We start from the raw sequence: 14,808 nt of genomic DNA on the forward strand, positions 1-14,808 counted from the left end.
GATGGAGGAGGATCGCTACGGCCTGCCCCTGTCGACCGCCTCCACTGATGCGGCCGCGGCCTATCGCGAGGGCGTCGACCTGCTGCTCGCCTTCTGGCCCAGCGCGGCAGATGCGTTCGAGCGGGCGATCATGCTCGATCCGGATTTCGCGCTGGCGCACGCCGCCCGCGCGCGCATTCATGCCATCTATATGCAGCGCGAGGCGGCGCTGCAGACCATCAAGCGCGCCCGCGACCTCGTCGCCAGGCGCGGCACGCCGCGCGAGCAGAGCCATGTCGCGACCCTGGTGCTCGCCATCGAGGGCCGCGGCACCGACGCGCTCGACGCGACCTTGGCCCATCTGGAAAGCTGGCCGCGTGACGCCATGATCATGGCGCTGCCGCTCGGCGCCTTCGGCCTGCTGGCCTTTTCCGGTCGCAGAGATCACGACGCCGCCCGACGCGAGCTGTGCGACCGGTTTGCCGCCGCCTATGGCGAGGACTGGTGGTTCCTATCGAACCACGGCTGGGCGCTCACCGAGGCCGGTGATATCGCGCAGGGACGCGCCGTCACCGAGCGCAGCTTCGCGTTGCGCCAGCACAACGCTTATGCCGTGCATGCGCTGCTTCATGCGATGTTCGAGGCTGGTGCGCTGGACGAGGCCGATGCGCTCGTCGAGGGGTGGATCGGCGACTACGATCGCACCGGGATGCTGCACGGTCATATCTGCTGGCACCAGGCGCTCGGCGCCCTGGACCGCGGCGATGCCGCCGGGGCACTCAAAGTCTACACCGACGTGCTGGTACCGACGATGGACACCGCGCCGCCGCTCAACACGCTGTCGGACTGCGCCTCGCTGCTGTGGCGACTGCTGGCGGAGAACTACACCGTGCCGGGTGGCGCTTGGGCCGAGGTGGCGGCCTATGCCAGCCCCCGTTTCACGGGCTCGACGCTCGCCTTCATCGAGATGCACCTGGTGATGATCGCTGCGGCCACCGATGATACCGCGGCGCTCAAGGGCCGTCTCGCCGCGATCGAGCGGCGGCAGACCGAAGGCACGCTGCCGGCGGGCCGCATCGTGCCGCACATGCTGCGGGCGCTGCGCGCCTTCGCCGAAGAGAATTGGCGCGCCTGCGCGCGTGAGCTCACCCCTGTCATCGGCGACCTCGCCCGCATCGGCGGCAGCCACGCCCAGCGCGAGGTGATCGAGGACACCTACATCCTGTCCCTGATCCGCAGCGGCGCGCTGACCCAGGCCCGCGAGGTGCTCGACACCCGCCTGCACCGCCGGCCGTCGGCGCGCGACACGCGCTGGCGGGCCCTCACGACCCCTGCGCCTGCTTAGCCCTCGGTTTCCAGCCCGGTCGGCATCGGCACGTTTTCCGGCTGCAGCTTGAGACCGGCGGCGAGCGCCACCGTCTCCAGCAGCGCCGCAAAATCCTTCTCCAGATAAGCGGCCGGGTCCGATTGCAGCGAGGCGGCGCCGACATGGGCCTGCAGCGCCTCGCGCGTCGCCGCCGTCACCGGCATGGCGACGTCGAGCTGGCGCGCCGCCGACAGGCCGAGATCGAGATCCTTGCGCAAGAGCGGCGGCGTGAAGGTCGTGGTCCAATCGAGATTGACCAGCGCGTTGCTCTTGTACTTCGTGAAGGTCGAGCCCATCACGCTGGCATTCATGAAGTTGAGAAAGGCATGGCGCGGCACGCCGGCCTTCTGCGCCAGGATGGTGATCTCGGCGAGGTTCTGGATCACGACACCGAGGAACACGTTGTGCGCGATCTTGCAGATGCGCGCGAGCTCGCCCTCGCCGACATAGGACACGCCGGAGACGGCGATCTTGGCGAGATACGGCTCGATCGTATCGAACGCGGCCTTGGGGCCGGAGACGACCGACGACAGCTTGCCGGCCTTGACGCATTTGCCGTTGCCAGACACCGGCGCCCGAACGAACTCACAACCGAGCTGATTCAGCTTGGCGGCGATCGCCTCCGACTGCTCGATGCCGATCGAGGAGCAGTCGACCAGGATCTGGGGACGCGATCCGGAACTGGCGGAGACCAGGCCGTGGTCGCCGAAATAGACCTGCTCGAGATCCTTGCCTGTCGACACCATCGTGAACACGATGTCGCACGCGGCGAGATCGCGGGGATGATCGACGATCACGCCGCCTTTCGCCGCCAGCGGCTTGGCCTTGGCGCGGGTGCGATTGTAGATCGACACCTTGTGGCCGGCCTTGAGCAGGCGCTCAGCCATCGGATAGCCCATGCGCCCCATGCCGATCCAGCCGAGCGAATGCGTCGCGGTCATCGTCCTCTCCTCGTTACTGATCACAGTCTTCGTCATTGCGAGGAGCGAAGCGACGAAGCAATCCAGAGTCACGACTCCCGCCCTGGATTGCTTCGCTTCGCTCGCAATGACGAAATCACAAAGATCGCTCTATTGGGCGCATTGCCCATCCGCTCAGTAGCGGTTGGCGATCGGCAGCTCTTCCGCAGGAAACAGCGTGATCACCTGGCAGCCCTTGTCGGTGACCACGACCTCCTCCTCGATCCGCGCAGCCGAGAAGCCGTCGGTCGCCGGACAGTAGGTCTCGAGCGCGAACACCATGCCGGTCTTGATCTCCATCGGATTGTCCAGCGAGACCAGCCGGGAGATGATCGGACGCTCATGCAGCGCAAGTCCAAGTCCATGGCCGAACTGCAGGCCGAAGGCCGCCATCTCCGAGGGAAAGCCGAACTCCTCGGCCTTAGGCCAGACCTTGGCGACGGTGTCGGTCGAGACGCCCGGCTTGATCAGCGCGATCGCATTGTCGAGCCATTCGCGGCACTGCTTGTAGGCGTCATGCTGCGCCGGCGTGGCGCGACCGACGTTGAAGGTGCGGTAGTAGCAGGTCCGGTAGCCCTGATAGGACTGCAGGATGTCGAAGAACGCCTGGTCGCCCGGACGCAGGATGCGGTCGGTGAAATTATGCGGATGCGGATTGCAGCGCTCACCGGAGATGGCATTGATCGCCTCGACGTCGTCGGAGCCCATCTCGTAGAGCATCTTGTTGGCGAGCGCGACGATGTCGTTCTCACGCACGCCCGGCTTCAGGTGTTCGTAGATCGAATGATAGACGCCGTCGACCATGGCCGCGGCCTGGTTGAGCAGCATGATCTCGTCGATGTTCTTGATCTCGCGCGCGTCGAGCATGACCTGCTGGCCGTCGACCACCTTCATGCCGGCCTTCTGCAGCTCGAAGAACATCGCGGTCTCGGCAAGGTCGACGCCGACCGGCATGTCGGCAACGCCGGCCGACCGCAGCAGGCTCATCACCTCCTCGGCATGCGCCTTCATCAGCCCGACCGCCGGCGGCACGGTGCCGCGCATGCCGAGCATGCCGGCGCGGCAGTTCTCAGGCGCCAGCCAGTCGCAGAACAGACGATGGTGGACGGCTGCCGAACCGAAATCCCACACGATCGGCTCGCCGTCGCCGGCCAGCAGCGCGAAACGGCACAGCTTGTCGCGCTCCCATTCGCCGATCTTGGTGCCGGACACGTAGCGAATGTTGTTGACGTCGAACAGCAGCAGCGCACCATAGCCCGACGCCTTCAGCGCTGCGCGCGCCCGCGCCAGCCGGTAGCGCCGCAACCTGTCGAAATCGACGCGGCGCTCGAAATCCACCGAGACATGGCCATGCGACGGAATCGCCCGCCCCCAGCGCCAATGCGGATCGAGATGCTCCGGGCTGACCAGATGCGGCTTCAACGCGCTGGCTGTCATGTGGGCGTTTCCCATTGTGCTATTGCAATCGATTGCAGAGCCGGGTTTATTGCATGCACGCAAAATGTGTCAAGGTACCGCGCGATCAAAACGTCGTTGCGCTGCGGCATCAGGGAGCGGAGATGAAAAGGACGTCGCCATCGACAAGGAGCCCGCGCGCAGCGGCGTCCTCACGTCCGACGATCAAGGATGTCGCGGCGCGCTGCGACGTGCATCCCTCCACGGTGTCGCGCGCGCTCAGCCCGGCCATGAAGCATCTGGTGGCGGGCGATGTCGTGGAGCGGATCCAGGCCGCCGCCAACGCGCTCGGCTATCGGCTGAACATGGCCGCCAAGGGCCTGCGCACCGGGCGCAGCGGCCTGATCGGTGTGCTCGCGCCCGATATCGCCGATCCCGGCTTCCCGCCCGTGCTGTCCGGCATCGCCGATCATCTCAACGCCGAGGGTTATGCGACGATCGTCGTCGACGTCGGCAGCAAGGGCTCGGAGCAGAATCTGGTCGACCGGCTGATTGCCCGCGGCGTCGACGGTCTGGTGCTGGCGACGGTGAGCCTGCGCGACGATGTCGTGAAGCACTGCCTGGACGCGGCGCTCCCTGTTGTGCTGGTCAATCGCGTCGATGCCGCCGGACTGCTGCCGTCGGCTGCCAGCGACGATGCCGCCGGCATGCGTCTCGCCGTCCAGCATCTCGTCGCGCTCGGCCACCGCCGCATCGGTCACGTCGCGGGCCCGCAGCACATCTCGACCGGCGCGCGCCGCCGCGCCGGCTTCGAGGCCAGCATCGCGGCTGCGGGACTGTCCGCCCGCCATGCGCCGGTCGAAGCCGTCGAAGCCTATACGCGGGCTGCGGGTCGCGAGGCTGCGCTGCGCCTGCTCGCGCGGCGGACGCGCCCAACCGCCATCGTCGCCGCCAATGACCTGCTGGCGCTCGGCGTCTATGACGCGCTCGCCGCGCGCGGCCTCGCCTGCCCCGGCGATGTCTCCGTGGTCGGCCACAACGACATGCCGTTCGTCGACATGGTCGCGCCGCCGCTGACCACGGTGCGGATCGCCCAGCGCGACATGGGCGAAGCCGCGGCGCGGCTGCTGCTCGACCGCCTTGCCGGGCGCGAGGCCGTGACCGACCACATCGTACTGGCGCCGGAGCTCATCATCCGCGGCTCGACGATCGCATACGAGCACTGACAGACCCGCGGCCCATCGCTACACTCGGCGGCCAAGCAACAACGGGAGGATAAGCCGATGACGGAGATGGTCGGCCTGGAGGCGCTCGTCGCCTCAATCGCACCGGGGCAATCGATCGCGATCCCGGTCGACCGTGCCGGCGTCTCGATGGCGGCAACAGCGGCCATGATCGAGGCCGGCCTCACTGGGCTGCATCTCGTCTGCGTGCCGATATCAGGCCTGCAGGCCGATCTGCTGATCGGCGCCGGCGTGGCCACGGTGGTGGAAACCAGCGCCGTCTCGCTCGGCGAGGCCGGCGGCGCACCGCGCTTCGTCGCGGCCGTGCGCGACGGCAGCATCATCTTGCGCGACGCCACCTGCCCTGCGATCCATGCCGGCCTGCTGGCCGGGCAGAAGGGCGTGCCGTTCATGCCGATCGCCGGCATCATCGGCAGCGACCTGTTGCGGGTCCGCCCCGACTGGAAGGTGATCGACAGTCCAATCGGCGAGCCCGGCAAGGTCGTCGTGGTGCCGGCGATCACGCCCGACGTGGCGCTGTTCCACGCGCCCGAGGCGGACCGCTTCGGCAACGTCCGCATCGGCCGCTACCGTGAGCTGGCGACCATGGCCTATGCGGCGAAGCGCACGCTGGTCACCGTCGAGCGCATCGTCGATCGCGATCTGATGGCGACCGAAGACTCGGCCGCCGGCGTGCTGCCGGCGCTCTATGTCGATGCCATCGCGGTCGCCGAAAACGGCGCCTGGCCACTGCCGCTGTGGGACGAATACGAGACCGACGGCGCCGAGCTCGCGCGCTACGCCGCGATGGCGCGCACGGAGGACGGCTTCCGCGCCTATCTTTCCGCCTTCCTGAGCCGCAGCAAGGAGGTGGCATGACCATGCACGACGAGCGCGCGCGCAAGGAACTGCTGATCACCGTCATCGCCGACCTGCTCGACGGCGTCCGCCACGTCGCCGTCGGCGCCTCGTCGCCGGTCCCGGCGGCCGGCGCGATGCTGCTGCGCGCACGCAACGCGCAAAGGGGCAAGCCGCCGGTCCGCATCTCGATCCTCGGCTCCAGCCGGCACAATTTCTTCACCAATGGCGGCGTCGAGCTGTTCGACTGCGCCGCGCAGGGCCGCGTCGACGCGTTCTTTCTCGGCGGCGGCCAGATCGACGGTGCCGGGAATATCAACCTGGTCGGCACCCGCGACTATCCGCGGATGGACGTGCGCTGGCCGGGCTCGTTCGGCTCGGCCTATCTCTATCATCTGATCCCGCGGGTGATCCTGTTTCGCGAGGAGCATTCGCCGCGCGTGCTGGTGCCGAAGGTGGACTTCGTCAGCGCCGCCGCGACCACGCCGGAGGTGAAGCGGCGCGGCGGCCCGCATGCGCTGCTGACCAACCTGGCGCTGTTCGATTTCGACCGCGAGCGCGGCGGCTTCCGGCTGCGCTCGGTGCATCCCGGCTACACGGCCGAGGACGTCCGCGACCGAACCGGGTTCGACTACGCTTCCCCGGAAATGGTACCGCCGACGGCCGGCCCTGATCGCGCCACGGTCGAGCTGATCCGCGGCCGGATCCGCGACGAGCTCGCGGAATGCTACCCGGAATTCGCGCGCGCGATGGCCGCGTAGCTCACTGCAGCGTACCGCGGGTGATCACCTGCCCCGCATGCGCCTTCTGATGCGCGCCCTGCCACCAGGTCAGCGCGCCATTGACGATGACGGCCTCGATGCCGGCGGCCGGCACGCAGGGGGCATCATAGGTCGCGCCGTCGCGCACGCTGGCCGCATCGAACAGCGTGATGTCGGCATGGTTGCCGACCGCGAGCGTGCCCCGTCCCTTGATGCCGAAATTCTGCGCCGTCAGCCCGCTCATCTTCCACACCGCGGTTTCCAGCGGGAACAGCTCGAGCTCGCGGCAGTAGTAGCCGAGCACACGCGGGAATGTGCCCCAGAGCCGCGGATGCGGACGCTCGCCGAACGGCAGGCCGTCGGAGCCGATCATGGTCGGCTCGAAGGCGAGGATGGTCTGCACGTCGGCCTCGTCCATCGCGAAGTAGATCGCCGACGCCGGCTGCAGCCGCTTCGCGGCTTCGAGCCGGTCGACGCCCCAATCGGCGGCGATGTCGGCGAGATCGCGCCCCGCCACTTCCGGATGGGGTCCGGAGGCCGCGACGACGACCTTGACCTGCAGCTTGGCCGGATCGGTGTGCAGCATGGTCGAGGAGGCGTTGTAGGGATAGCAGTCGAGCGCGACGCACTGGCAGCTCATCGCCTTGGTGATCAGCGGCAGCGTCTCCCTGGTGCGGCCGAAATTGGCAGGGCCCACCACCTTGTGATGCGAGATCACGACCTGGACGTCGAGCGCCTTGCCGATGGCGAAGCTTTCCTCCAGCGATTGGATGACCTCGTTCGCCTCGTTGCGCATATGCGTCGCATACACGCCGCCGCTGCCGGTGAGCGGACGGCAGACCTCGATGATCTCCTCGGTCGGCGCCGCCTCCGCCGGCGGATAGAACGTCCCTGTCGAGACGCCGATGGCGCCGGCATCGAGCGCCTCCTGCACGTGGGCGCGCATCTCGGCGATCTCGTCTGCCGTCGCGGCCCGGCCGAGATCGCTCACGACCGAGGCGCGCAGCGCGGTGTGGCCGACCATCGGCGCGACGTTGACCGCAGCCGGCGCCGCGCGCAACGCGGCGACGTAGTCGGCGAACGCGGCATACTCGACCACCTGTCCCTCGCTTGGCGATAGCAAGCCGAGCGGCATCGGCCGCGGCGAGCCTGGCTTCAGCGGCGCGATGCTGACGCCGCAATTGCCGGTCACGACGGAGGTCACGCCCTGCGAGACCTTGCAGGTCATGTCGGGATCGACCAGCACGGCGCTGTCGTCATGGGTGTGGGAGTCGATGAAGCCCGGCGCAACGATGAGGCCGGTGGCGTCGATCACGCGCGTGGCCTTCCGGCCGTCAAACCCGCCGATGGCGACGATGCGGCCATCCTTGATGCCGATATCAGCCTCGAAGCGTGGCGCACGCGTGCCGTCGATGACGGTGCCGCCGCGGATGATCAGGTCGAAGGACACGGACGAAGGCTGGCTGTCGGTCATGAAATCTCACGCGGAATGGTAGGAAGCCGGGAGACTATCCGCGAGCCGCGCCGATGCGTCCAGAGCGATGCGTATGTGATCTGAGCCGGGCTGGACTGCATTGGAGGCGCGACGCGCGTCCGCCGTCCGCATCTCGCCCTGGCCACCCGGGACACACGATAGTGATAGGGACTCTGGTCAGGATTGATACGCCTCAACGGCGCGCGACCTCTCTTGCGCCATCCATCCTCCGGGCAGAAACCTGCGGAGGTAAGTCATGAAAGCCCTGGTCTATCATGGTCCCGGCAAGAAATCCCTGGACGAGCGCCCGAAGCCGACCGTCATCGAGCCGGGCGACGCGGTGGTCAAAATCCTGAAGACGACGATCTGCGGGACCGACCTTCATATTCTCAAGGGTGACGTGCCGACATGTACGCCGGGCCGCATTCTCGGTCACGAGGGTGTCGGTGTGGTCGATGCGGTCGGCAGCGCCGTGCGCGCGTTCAAGCCGGGTGACCATGTCATCGTTTCCTGCATTTCGGCCTGTGGAACGTGCGACTATTGCCGGCGCGGCATGTATTCGCACTGCCGCCACGGCGGCTGGATCCTCGGCAACAAGATCGACGGCACCCAGGCGGAGTATGTGCGGACGCCTCACGCCGACACCAGCCTCTACCACGTGCCCGCGGGCACCGAGGAGGACGCGCTGGTGATGTTGAGCGACATCCTCCCGACCGGTTTCGAATGCGGCGTGCTCAACGGCAAGGTCGAGCCGGGTTCGACGGTGGCGATCGTCGGCGCCGGTCCGATTGGATTGGCGGCGCTCTTGACCGCACAATTCTATTCCCCGGCCGAGATCATCATGATCGACCTCGACGACAACCGGCTCGAGGTCGCCACCCGCTTCGGCGCTACCAGCGTCATCAACAACACCGATGGCAAGGCGGTCGACAAGGTCATGGCCCTGACGAACGGCCGCGGCGTCGACACGGCGATCGAAGCGGTCGGCGTGCCCGCGACGTTCGTCACCTGCGAAGACATCATCGCCCCCGGCGGTGTGATTGCCAATGTCGGCGTGCACGGGGTCAAGGCCGATCTGCATCTGGAGAAGCTGTGGGACCGCAACATCGCGATCACGACACGGCTGGTGGACACCGTGACGACGCCGATGCTGCTGAAGACCGTGCAGTCGCGCAAGCTCGAGCCGAAGCGGCTGATCACCCACCGCTTCAGGCTTGATCAGATCCTCGATGCCTACGAGACGTTCGGCGCCGCGGCCAAGACCCATGCGTTGAAGGTTCTCATCGAGACATAGGCGTCCTGACCCGCACGCCGCGGCGCTCAGCCTGCCGGACGCCGCTGCGCGACGATCTGCCGGTAGAGTTCGGCATAACGACCGGCGCGGTGGCGCCAGGAGACGTCGGTCAGCATCGCGTTGAGCTGCATGCGGGTCCAATTCGAGGCGTTGCTGCGCGCGGCGTAGAAGGCCGCAGCGGCGCGGCGCAGGGTCTGGTCGAGCGCCTCCGCTGTCACGGACGCGCACTTGAACCCGGTTGCGGCGACGCCGGCCTCCGTCTCGTCAATGACGGTGTCGGCGAGACCGCCCACCGCAGTGACGATCGGCAGCGCGCCATAACGCAACGCGCAGAGCTGTGTCAGCCCGCACGGCTCGAACCGCGACGGCACGACCAGCGCGTCGCAGCCGGCCTGGATGAGATGAGCCAAGCCCTCGTCGTAGCCGATGACGACGCCGATCTTTCCGGGATCGTTCGCGGCCGCGGCGCGGAACGCGTCGCGCAGCTCGGCCTCGCCGTCGCCGAGCAGGGCCAGCTGGATGCCGCTACTGGTCAAGGTCGGCAGGCAGGACAGCAGCAGGTCGAGCCCCTTCTGCGAGGTCAACCGGCTGACGACGCCGAGCAGGAACGTCTCCGGCGCCACCTGCAGGCCCATGCGCGTCTGCAGCGCAGCCTTGTTGGGCGCCCGCGCCTCGATCCGGTCGATGCCGAAATGAGAGGCGATCGCCGGATCGCTGCCGGGATCCCACACCGCCGTGTCGATCCCGTTGAGGATGCCAACGAGGTCGGACGATCGCTGCCGCAGCAGGCCGCCGAGGCCCATGCCGTGCTCGTCGCTCTGGATCTCCCGCGCATAGGTCGGCGACACCGTCGTGATCTTGTCGGCGAACTGCAACCCCGCCTTGAGGAAGCTGATGTCGCCGTAATATTCGAGGCCGTAGATCGAGAACGATTCCGGCGGCAGTCCGAGCGGCGGCAGGAAATGACGGGGGAAGCGGCCCTGGAACGCCAGATTGTGCACCGTCATGACCGTGCCCGGATGCGGCCGGTGGCTGTAGAGCAGATAGGCCGGCACCAGCCCGGCCTGCCAGTCGTGACCGTGGACGATGTCGGGGACGAAGGCCGGCACCGCGCCGAGCCCGATATAGGACGCCGCGCGGGCCAGCGCGGCAAAGCGGAACGCATTGTCCGGCCAATCCTTGCCGTCGGGCCCCAGATAGGGGTTGCCCTCGCGGTCGTAGAGATGCGGCGCATCGAGCACGAACAGATCGAGCGCACCATGGCTGCCGCCGAGCAGCCGGGCGTTGCCGCCGAAGAAGTTCGGCAATGAGCTGATCTCGCTGGCCTGCTCCAGCGCCTTCATCACGGCGGGATAGCCGGGAATCAGCGTGCGGACCTCGACGTCCTCGGCCAGCAGCGCCCAGGGCAGCGCGCCGACGACGTCGGCGAGACCGCCTGTCTTGACGATGGGATAGACCTCGGAGGCAACCGACAGAACGCGCAGCGGCGTCATGAATTGAGCCCATCGATCATCGGCTGGGTAATCAAGGTCACGCCGTTCTCCGTGGTCCTGAACCGCTTGGCGTCGAACTCCGGATCCTCGCCGACAACCAGCCCTTCCGGAATCTGCACGCCGCGGTCGACCACGACGTTGGTCAGGCGGGCGTGGCGGGCGACGTTGACGTAGGGCAGCAGCACCGCGTTCTGCACTCTGGCGTAGGAATGCAGGTGCGCGCCGGTGAACAGCAGCGAGCGCTGCACCTGTGCGCCGGAGACGATGCAGCCGCCTGAGACCAGCGAGCAGGTCGCCTCGCCGCGGCGGCCATCCGTGTCGTGAACGAATTTGGCCGGCGGCGTGATCTCCGAATAGGTCCAGATCGGCCAGGAGCGGTCGTAGAGATCGAGCTCCGGCACGACGTCCGTCAGGTCGAGATTGGCGGCCCAATAGGCGTCGACGGTTCCGACGTCACGCCAGTAGCTGCGCGGATCGTGATCGGCACGAACGCAGGAGCGCGAGAACTGATGGGCAACGGCGCGGCCGTTCCTGACAATGTGGGGAATGACGTCACGTCCGAAATCATGGTTCGAGTTCGGGTCGGCAGCATCGCGCTTCAGCTCCTCGAACAGGAACTTGGCGTCGAACACATAGATGCCCATGCTGGCGAGCGACTTGTCGGGCTTGCCCGGCATCGGCGGCGGATCGGCCGGCTTCTCGATGAAGTCGCGGATCGTGTCGTCATCGTTGATGTGCATGATGCCGAAGCCTGATGATTCCTCACGCGGCATCTCCAGGCAGCCCACGGTGACGTCGGCGCGCTGGTCGACATGCTGCTGCAGCATCAGCTCGTAGTCCATCTTGTAGATGTGGTCGCCGGCCAGCACGACGATGTATTTCGTGTTGTAGGTCTCGAGGATGTCGATGTTCTGGTACACGGCGTCGGCCGTGCCGACGTACCACATGGTCTCGGAGACGCGCTGGCTCGCCGGAAGGATGTCGAAGCTCTCGTTGCGCTCGGGACGGAAGAAGTTCCAGCCCATCTGCAGATGCCGGATCAGACTGTGCGCCTTGTACTGTGTCGCCACGGCGATGCGCCGGATGCCGGAATTGACGGCGTTCGACAGCGCGAAATCGATGATGCGCGACTTGCCGCCGAAATAGACCGCCGGCTTGGCACGCCGGTCGGTGAGTTCGAGCAGGCGGCTGCCGCGGCCGCCTGCCAGCACGAAGGCCAGCGCGTGACGGGACAGCGGCTCGGTCCTGGCGGCGACTGCCATAGTTCTCCTCCCTGCAACTCGTTGTCGCGTCATGATTTCGGCGGCCCCGACAAGGACGCTTCGCGATCGCGCTCCGCTGTCCGGACCTCACATATGACGGGGGAACAGCCAACCAGTTCCCAATGACGAGTGCAATGGGGTGCTTCAGCCCAGGCGATCCCAGGTTGCAGCCATGTCGTCCCAGCGCGGCGGGTCGGCGCCCTCGCGGGTGCAGGTGACGGCCGCACACGCCCCGGCAAAGGCGAGCGCCCTGCGCATTTCAGTCTGGCTCAATGCCTTCAGGGCCTCCCGGCCGATGCGGCCGAGCTTGCGCAACGCGAACAGGAGCCCCGCCTGGAACGTATCGCCGGCGCCGATCGTATCGACCACCTCGACCTGGGGGACCGAGACCTCGACCGCGCCGGCCTGCGCATGCCAGCCGAGCGCCCCGTTGGGGCCGCGGGTGACGACGACCAGGCTGGTGCCGCGCGAAAGCAGCGCGTCGGCCCGTGCGGCGTAATCGTCGTGGCCATGCAGATAGTCGAAATCCACATCCGACATCTTGATCAGATCGGCGCTCGCGGCAAATCTATCCATGCCGGCGCGATAGGCGGCCTTGTCGGTCACGAGATTCGGCCGGCAGTTCGGGTCGAAGGAGATCGTCACCGTGCCTTGCGTGGCGGCGATCAGCGCACGGGTCTCCGCGGCACCGAGATCGTGGATCAGCGTGGTCGATCCGACATGGATGGCGTCGATGTCAGCAAAAGGGATGCTGCCGGGTCTGAACGTCCATTTCCGCGCGGCGGTCTCGGCGTCGTAGAAGGCATACTGCGCCTCGCTGCCGACATGGCGCACGAAAGCGAGCGTGGTCTGGTCCGGGCTGCGCGTGGCGTAGCCGAGGTCGACGTTTGAGCCTTGGGCATGCGCCGCGATCATGCTGCCGAACAGGTCGGTCGAGATGCCGCCGACGAAGCCCGTGGGCGCACCGAGCCGGGCCACACCGACGGCGACGTTCAGGCACGAGCCGCCGACCACGGGCCGCAAGGCATCGCGCCCGTCGGGCAATCTGGCCGGGACGAAATCGATCAGCGCATCACCGCAGCTCAGGATCATGGTCATGCCTCCCCGTGGCCCCCATGCATCACGGAACGGCTCTCGCGATCAAGCGTCCGCAGCATGCCGTGGATGCGCCGCTTGCGGCGATGGAAGGCCGCGATGTTCGGATCGGTCGGGTCGCTGAGACGCCCCAGCGTGGACATCGAGGCCATCGTGTCGACGATCGAGCGGAAGGCGCCGCTGGCGACCGCGCCCAGCATGGCCGCCCCGAGCAGCACCGGCTCCTGGGTCCCCGGCAGCGCCACCGTCAACCCGGTCGTATCGGCCATGATCTGGCGCACCAGTGGGCTGCGCGAGGCGCCGCCGGCCATCACCAGCGTGCGGCTGGTGACGCCATTGGCGGCGAAGGCATCGATCACGTCGGCCAGGCCATAGGCGAGCCCGCACAACCCCGCCACGAACAGCCGCTCCAGCGCCGCGATATCGGCATCGAGATCGAGGCCAGCAATGACGGCGCGCGAATCCGGATCGGCATAGGGCGAGCGGTTGCCGAGAAATTCCGGAAGAATGTGGAGATCACGGGCCAGCAGCGCCGCACTGCCGGCATTGGGCACCCGCGCCATGATCCGTTTTTCGAGCAGGCTGATCAGGTCGAGCCCTTCCGCGCGCGCCGCAGCGGTCGCCTCGACAGAGGCCGGGTGCGAGCGCAGCAGATGGTCGATCGCCGCGCCCGCGGCGGACTGGCCACCCTCGTTGAGCCAGGACCCAGGCACCATGCCTTGATAATAAGGTCCCCATACGCCGGGCACGAAGGACGGCGCCTGCGTCGTCGCCATGATGCAGGCCGAGGTCCCCATGATGTAGGCGAGGCGGTCGCAGACATTCACCTCACCGCCGTCAGCCGCTCGGCCACCGATGGCGCCGATGCCGCCGGCATGGGCATCGATCAGCGCGGCGCCGACCGGCGTGCCCGGGGCAAGCCCGAGCTCTTCGGCTGCGACGCGGGACAGCCCGCGGCCGAGCGGCGTGCCCGGTGCGACGATCTCGGTGCCGATCCGCGCGTAATCGTCTGCGACGAAATCGTCCAGCCCGATGCGCCGGAAATAGGCTGCGCTCCAGCGCGTCTCGTGGGCGAGATAATTCCATTTGCAGGTGACCGTGCACATCGAGCGCGCCAGCGAGCCTGACGCGCGCCAGGTCAGGAAGTCGGCCAGATCGAAGAAGTGGCCGGCGGCGTCGAAGCTCTTGCGGAGATGCCGCTTCAGCCACAAGAGCTTGGGCATCTCCATTTCCGGCGAGATCGAGCCGCCGACATAGCGCAGCACGTCGTCCCCGGTCGCATTGATGTCGCGTGCCTCCGTCAGCGCGCGATGATCCATCCAGACGATGACGTTGCGGCGGGCGTCGCCGGAGCTGCTCACCGTGACCGGCGCGCCCGTGGGATCGAGCGCCACCAGCGAGCAGGTCGCATCGAAGCCGATGCCCCTGATCAGATCCGGCGCGATCCCCGCTTCCGCCAGCGCGGCTTTGACCGACGCGCAGCACGCGCGCCAGATGTCGTCGGACGATTGCTCGACGACATCGCCGGCCTCATGCCAGGTCTGGATCGGATGCCGCGCCGCGGCAAGCAGCCGACCGTGACTGTCGAAAACTCCGGCGCGCGTGCTGGTCGTGCCGACATCGACACCGACAAAGGCCTGCATGTTCCG

Annotated in this window: 12 protein-coding genes; 5 read left to right on the plus strand and 7 right to left on the minus strand. The window is 67.4% G+C overall.

Going from position 1 to position 14,808, the window contains the following annotated elements; all coding sequences use genetic code 11:
- The first annotated feature begins 1 nt into the window (after window position 1).
- Window positions 2-1,324: a tetratricopeptide repeat protein gene (locus QW845_RS27425; protein WP_315804637.1), complete on the plus strand. Its 1,323-nt coding sequence runs from the start codon at window positions 2-4 to the stop codon at window positions 1,322-1,324.
- On the opposite strand, the gene QW845_RS27430 is transcribed toward QW845_RS27425, so the two are convergent.
- Window positions 1,321-2,286: an NAD(P)-dependent oxidoreductase gene (locus tag QW845_RS27430; RefSeq protein WP_315804638.1), complete on the minus strand. Its 966-nt coding sequence runs from the start codon at window positions 2,284-2,286 to the stop codon at window positions 1,321-1,323. The two genes, QW845_RS27425 and QW845_RS27430, sit on opposite strands and share 4 nt — an antisense overlap.
- 153 nt (window positions 2,287-2,439) lie before the next feature.
- Window positions 2,440-3,741 carry a Xaa-Pro peptidase family protein gene (locus QW845_RS27435; protein WP_315804639.1) on the minus strand — a complete coding sequence of 434 codons (1,302 nt, stop codon included), beginning with the start codon at window positions 3,739-3,741 and terminating at the stop codon, window positions 2,440-2,442.
- Window positions 3,742-3,863: 122 nt separating this feature from the next.
- On the opposite strand from QW845_RS27435, the gene QW845_RS27440 reads away from it, so the two are divergent.
- Genes QW845_RS27440 through QW845_RS27450 form a run of 3 tightly spaced genes read left to right on the plus strand, consistent with a single transcriptional unit; the run spans window position 3,864 to window position 6,541 of the window.
- Entirely contained in the window at window positions 3,864-4,925 is a 1,062-nt protein-coding gene (locus QW845_RS27440; protein WP_315804640.1) for a LacI family DNA-binding transcriptional regulator, read from the plus strand.
- 57 nt (window positions 4,926-4,982) lie between these two features.
- Window positions 4,983-5,801 (plus strand): CoA transferase, encoded by an 819-nt coding sequence (locus QW845_RS27445; RefSeq protein WP_315804641.1) that lies wholly within the window; start codon window positions 4,983-4,985, stop codon window positions 5,799-5,801.
- Window positions 5,798-6,541: a CoA transferase gene (locus tag QW845_RS27450; RefSeq protein ID WP_315804642.1), complete on the plus strand. Its 744-nt coding sequence runs from the start codon at window positions 5,798-5,800 to the stop codon at window positions 6,539-6,541. Before QW845_RS27445 ends, QW845_RS27450 begins: the two co-directional genes overlap by 4 nt.
- 1 nt (window position 6,542) lies before the next feature.
- Here QW845_RS27450 and QW845_RS27455 read toward each other — a convergent pair whose 3' ends face one another.
- Window positions 6,543-8,015, minus strand: coding sequence for a D-aminoacylase (locus tag QW845_RS27455; protein WP_315804643.1), 1,473 nt, complete (start codon window positions 8,013-8,015; stop codon window positions 6,543-6,545).
- Window positions 8,016-8,271: 256 nt separating this feature from the next.
- Here QW845_RS27455 and QW845_RS27460 point away from each other — a divergent pair, with 256 nt between their 5' ends.
- Entirely contained in the window at window positions 8,272-9,309 is a 1,038-nt protein-coding gene (locus QW845_RS27460) for a zinc-dependent alcohol dehydrogenase family protein (protein WP_315804644.1), read from the plus strand.
- A 26-nt stretch (window positions 9,310-9,335) separates the two neighbouring features.
- Here QW845_RS27460 and glgA read toward each other — a convergent pair whose 3' ends face one another.
- The 4 genes from glgA to QW845_RS27480 form a co-directional block, all read right to left on the minus strand.
- Window positions 9,336-10,802 (minus strand): glycogen synthase GlgA, encoded by a 1,467-nt coding sequence (gene glgA / locus QW845_RS27465; protein ID WP_315804645.1) that lies wholly within the window; start codon window positions 10,800-10,802, stop codon window positions 9,336-9,338.
- Window positions 10,799-12,064 (minus strand): glucose-1-phosphate adenylyltransferase, encoded by a 1,266-nt coding sequence (gene glgC / locus QW845_RS27470; RefSeq protein ID WP_315804646.1) that lies wholly within the window; start codon window positions 12,062-12,064, stop codon window positions 10,799-10,801. The genes glgA and glgC overlap by 4 nt, the downstream gene beginning before the upstream one ends.
- A 144-nt stretch (window positions 12,065-12,208) precedes the next feature.
- Window positions 12,209-13,156, minus strand: coding sequence for a carbohydrate kinase (locus QW845_RS27475; RefSeq protein ID WP_315804647.1), 948 nt, complete (start codon window positions 13,154-13,156; stop codon window positions 12,209-12,211).
- A gap of 2 nt (window positions 13,157-13,158) precedes the next feature.
- On the minus strand, window positions 13,159-14,802 hold the full coding sequence (locus QW845_RS27480; protein WP_315804648.1) for an FGGY-family carbohydrate kinase: 1,644 nt from the start codon (window positions 14,800-14,802) through the stop codon (window positions 13,159-13,161).
- Window positions 14,803-14,808: the final 6 nt, after the last annotated feature.

The organism is Bradyrhizobium sp. SZCCHNS3002 (assembly GCF_032377435.1).
Taxonomy (GTDB): domain Bacteria; phylum Pseudomonadota; class Alphaproteobacteria; order Rhizobiales; family Xanthobacteraceae; genus Bradyrhizobium.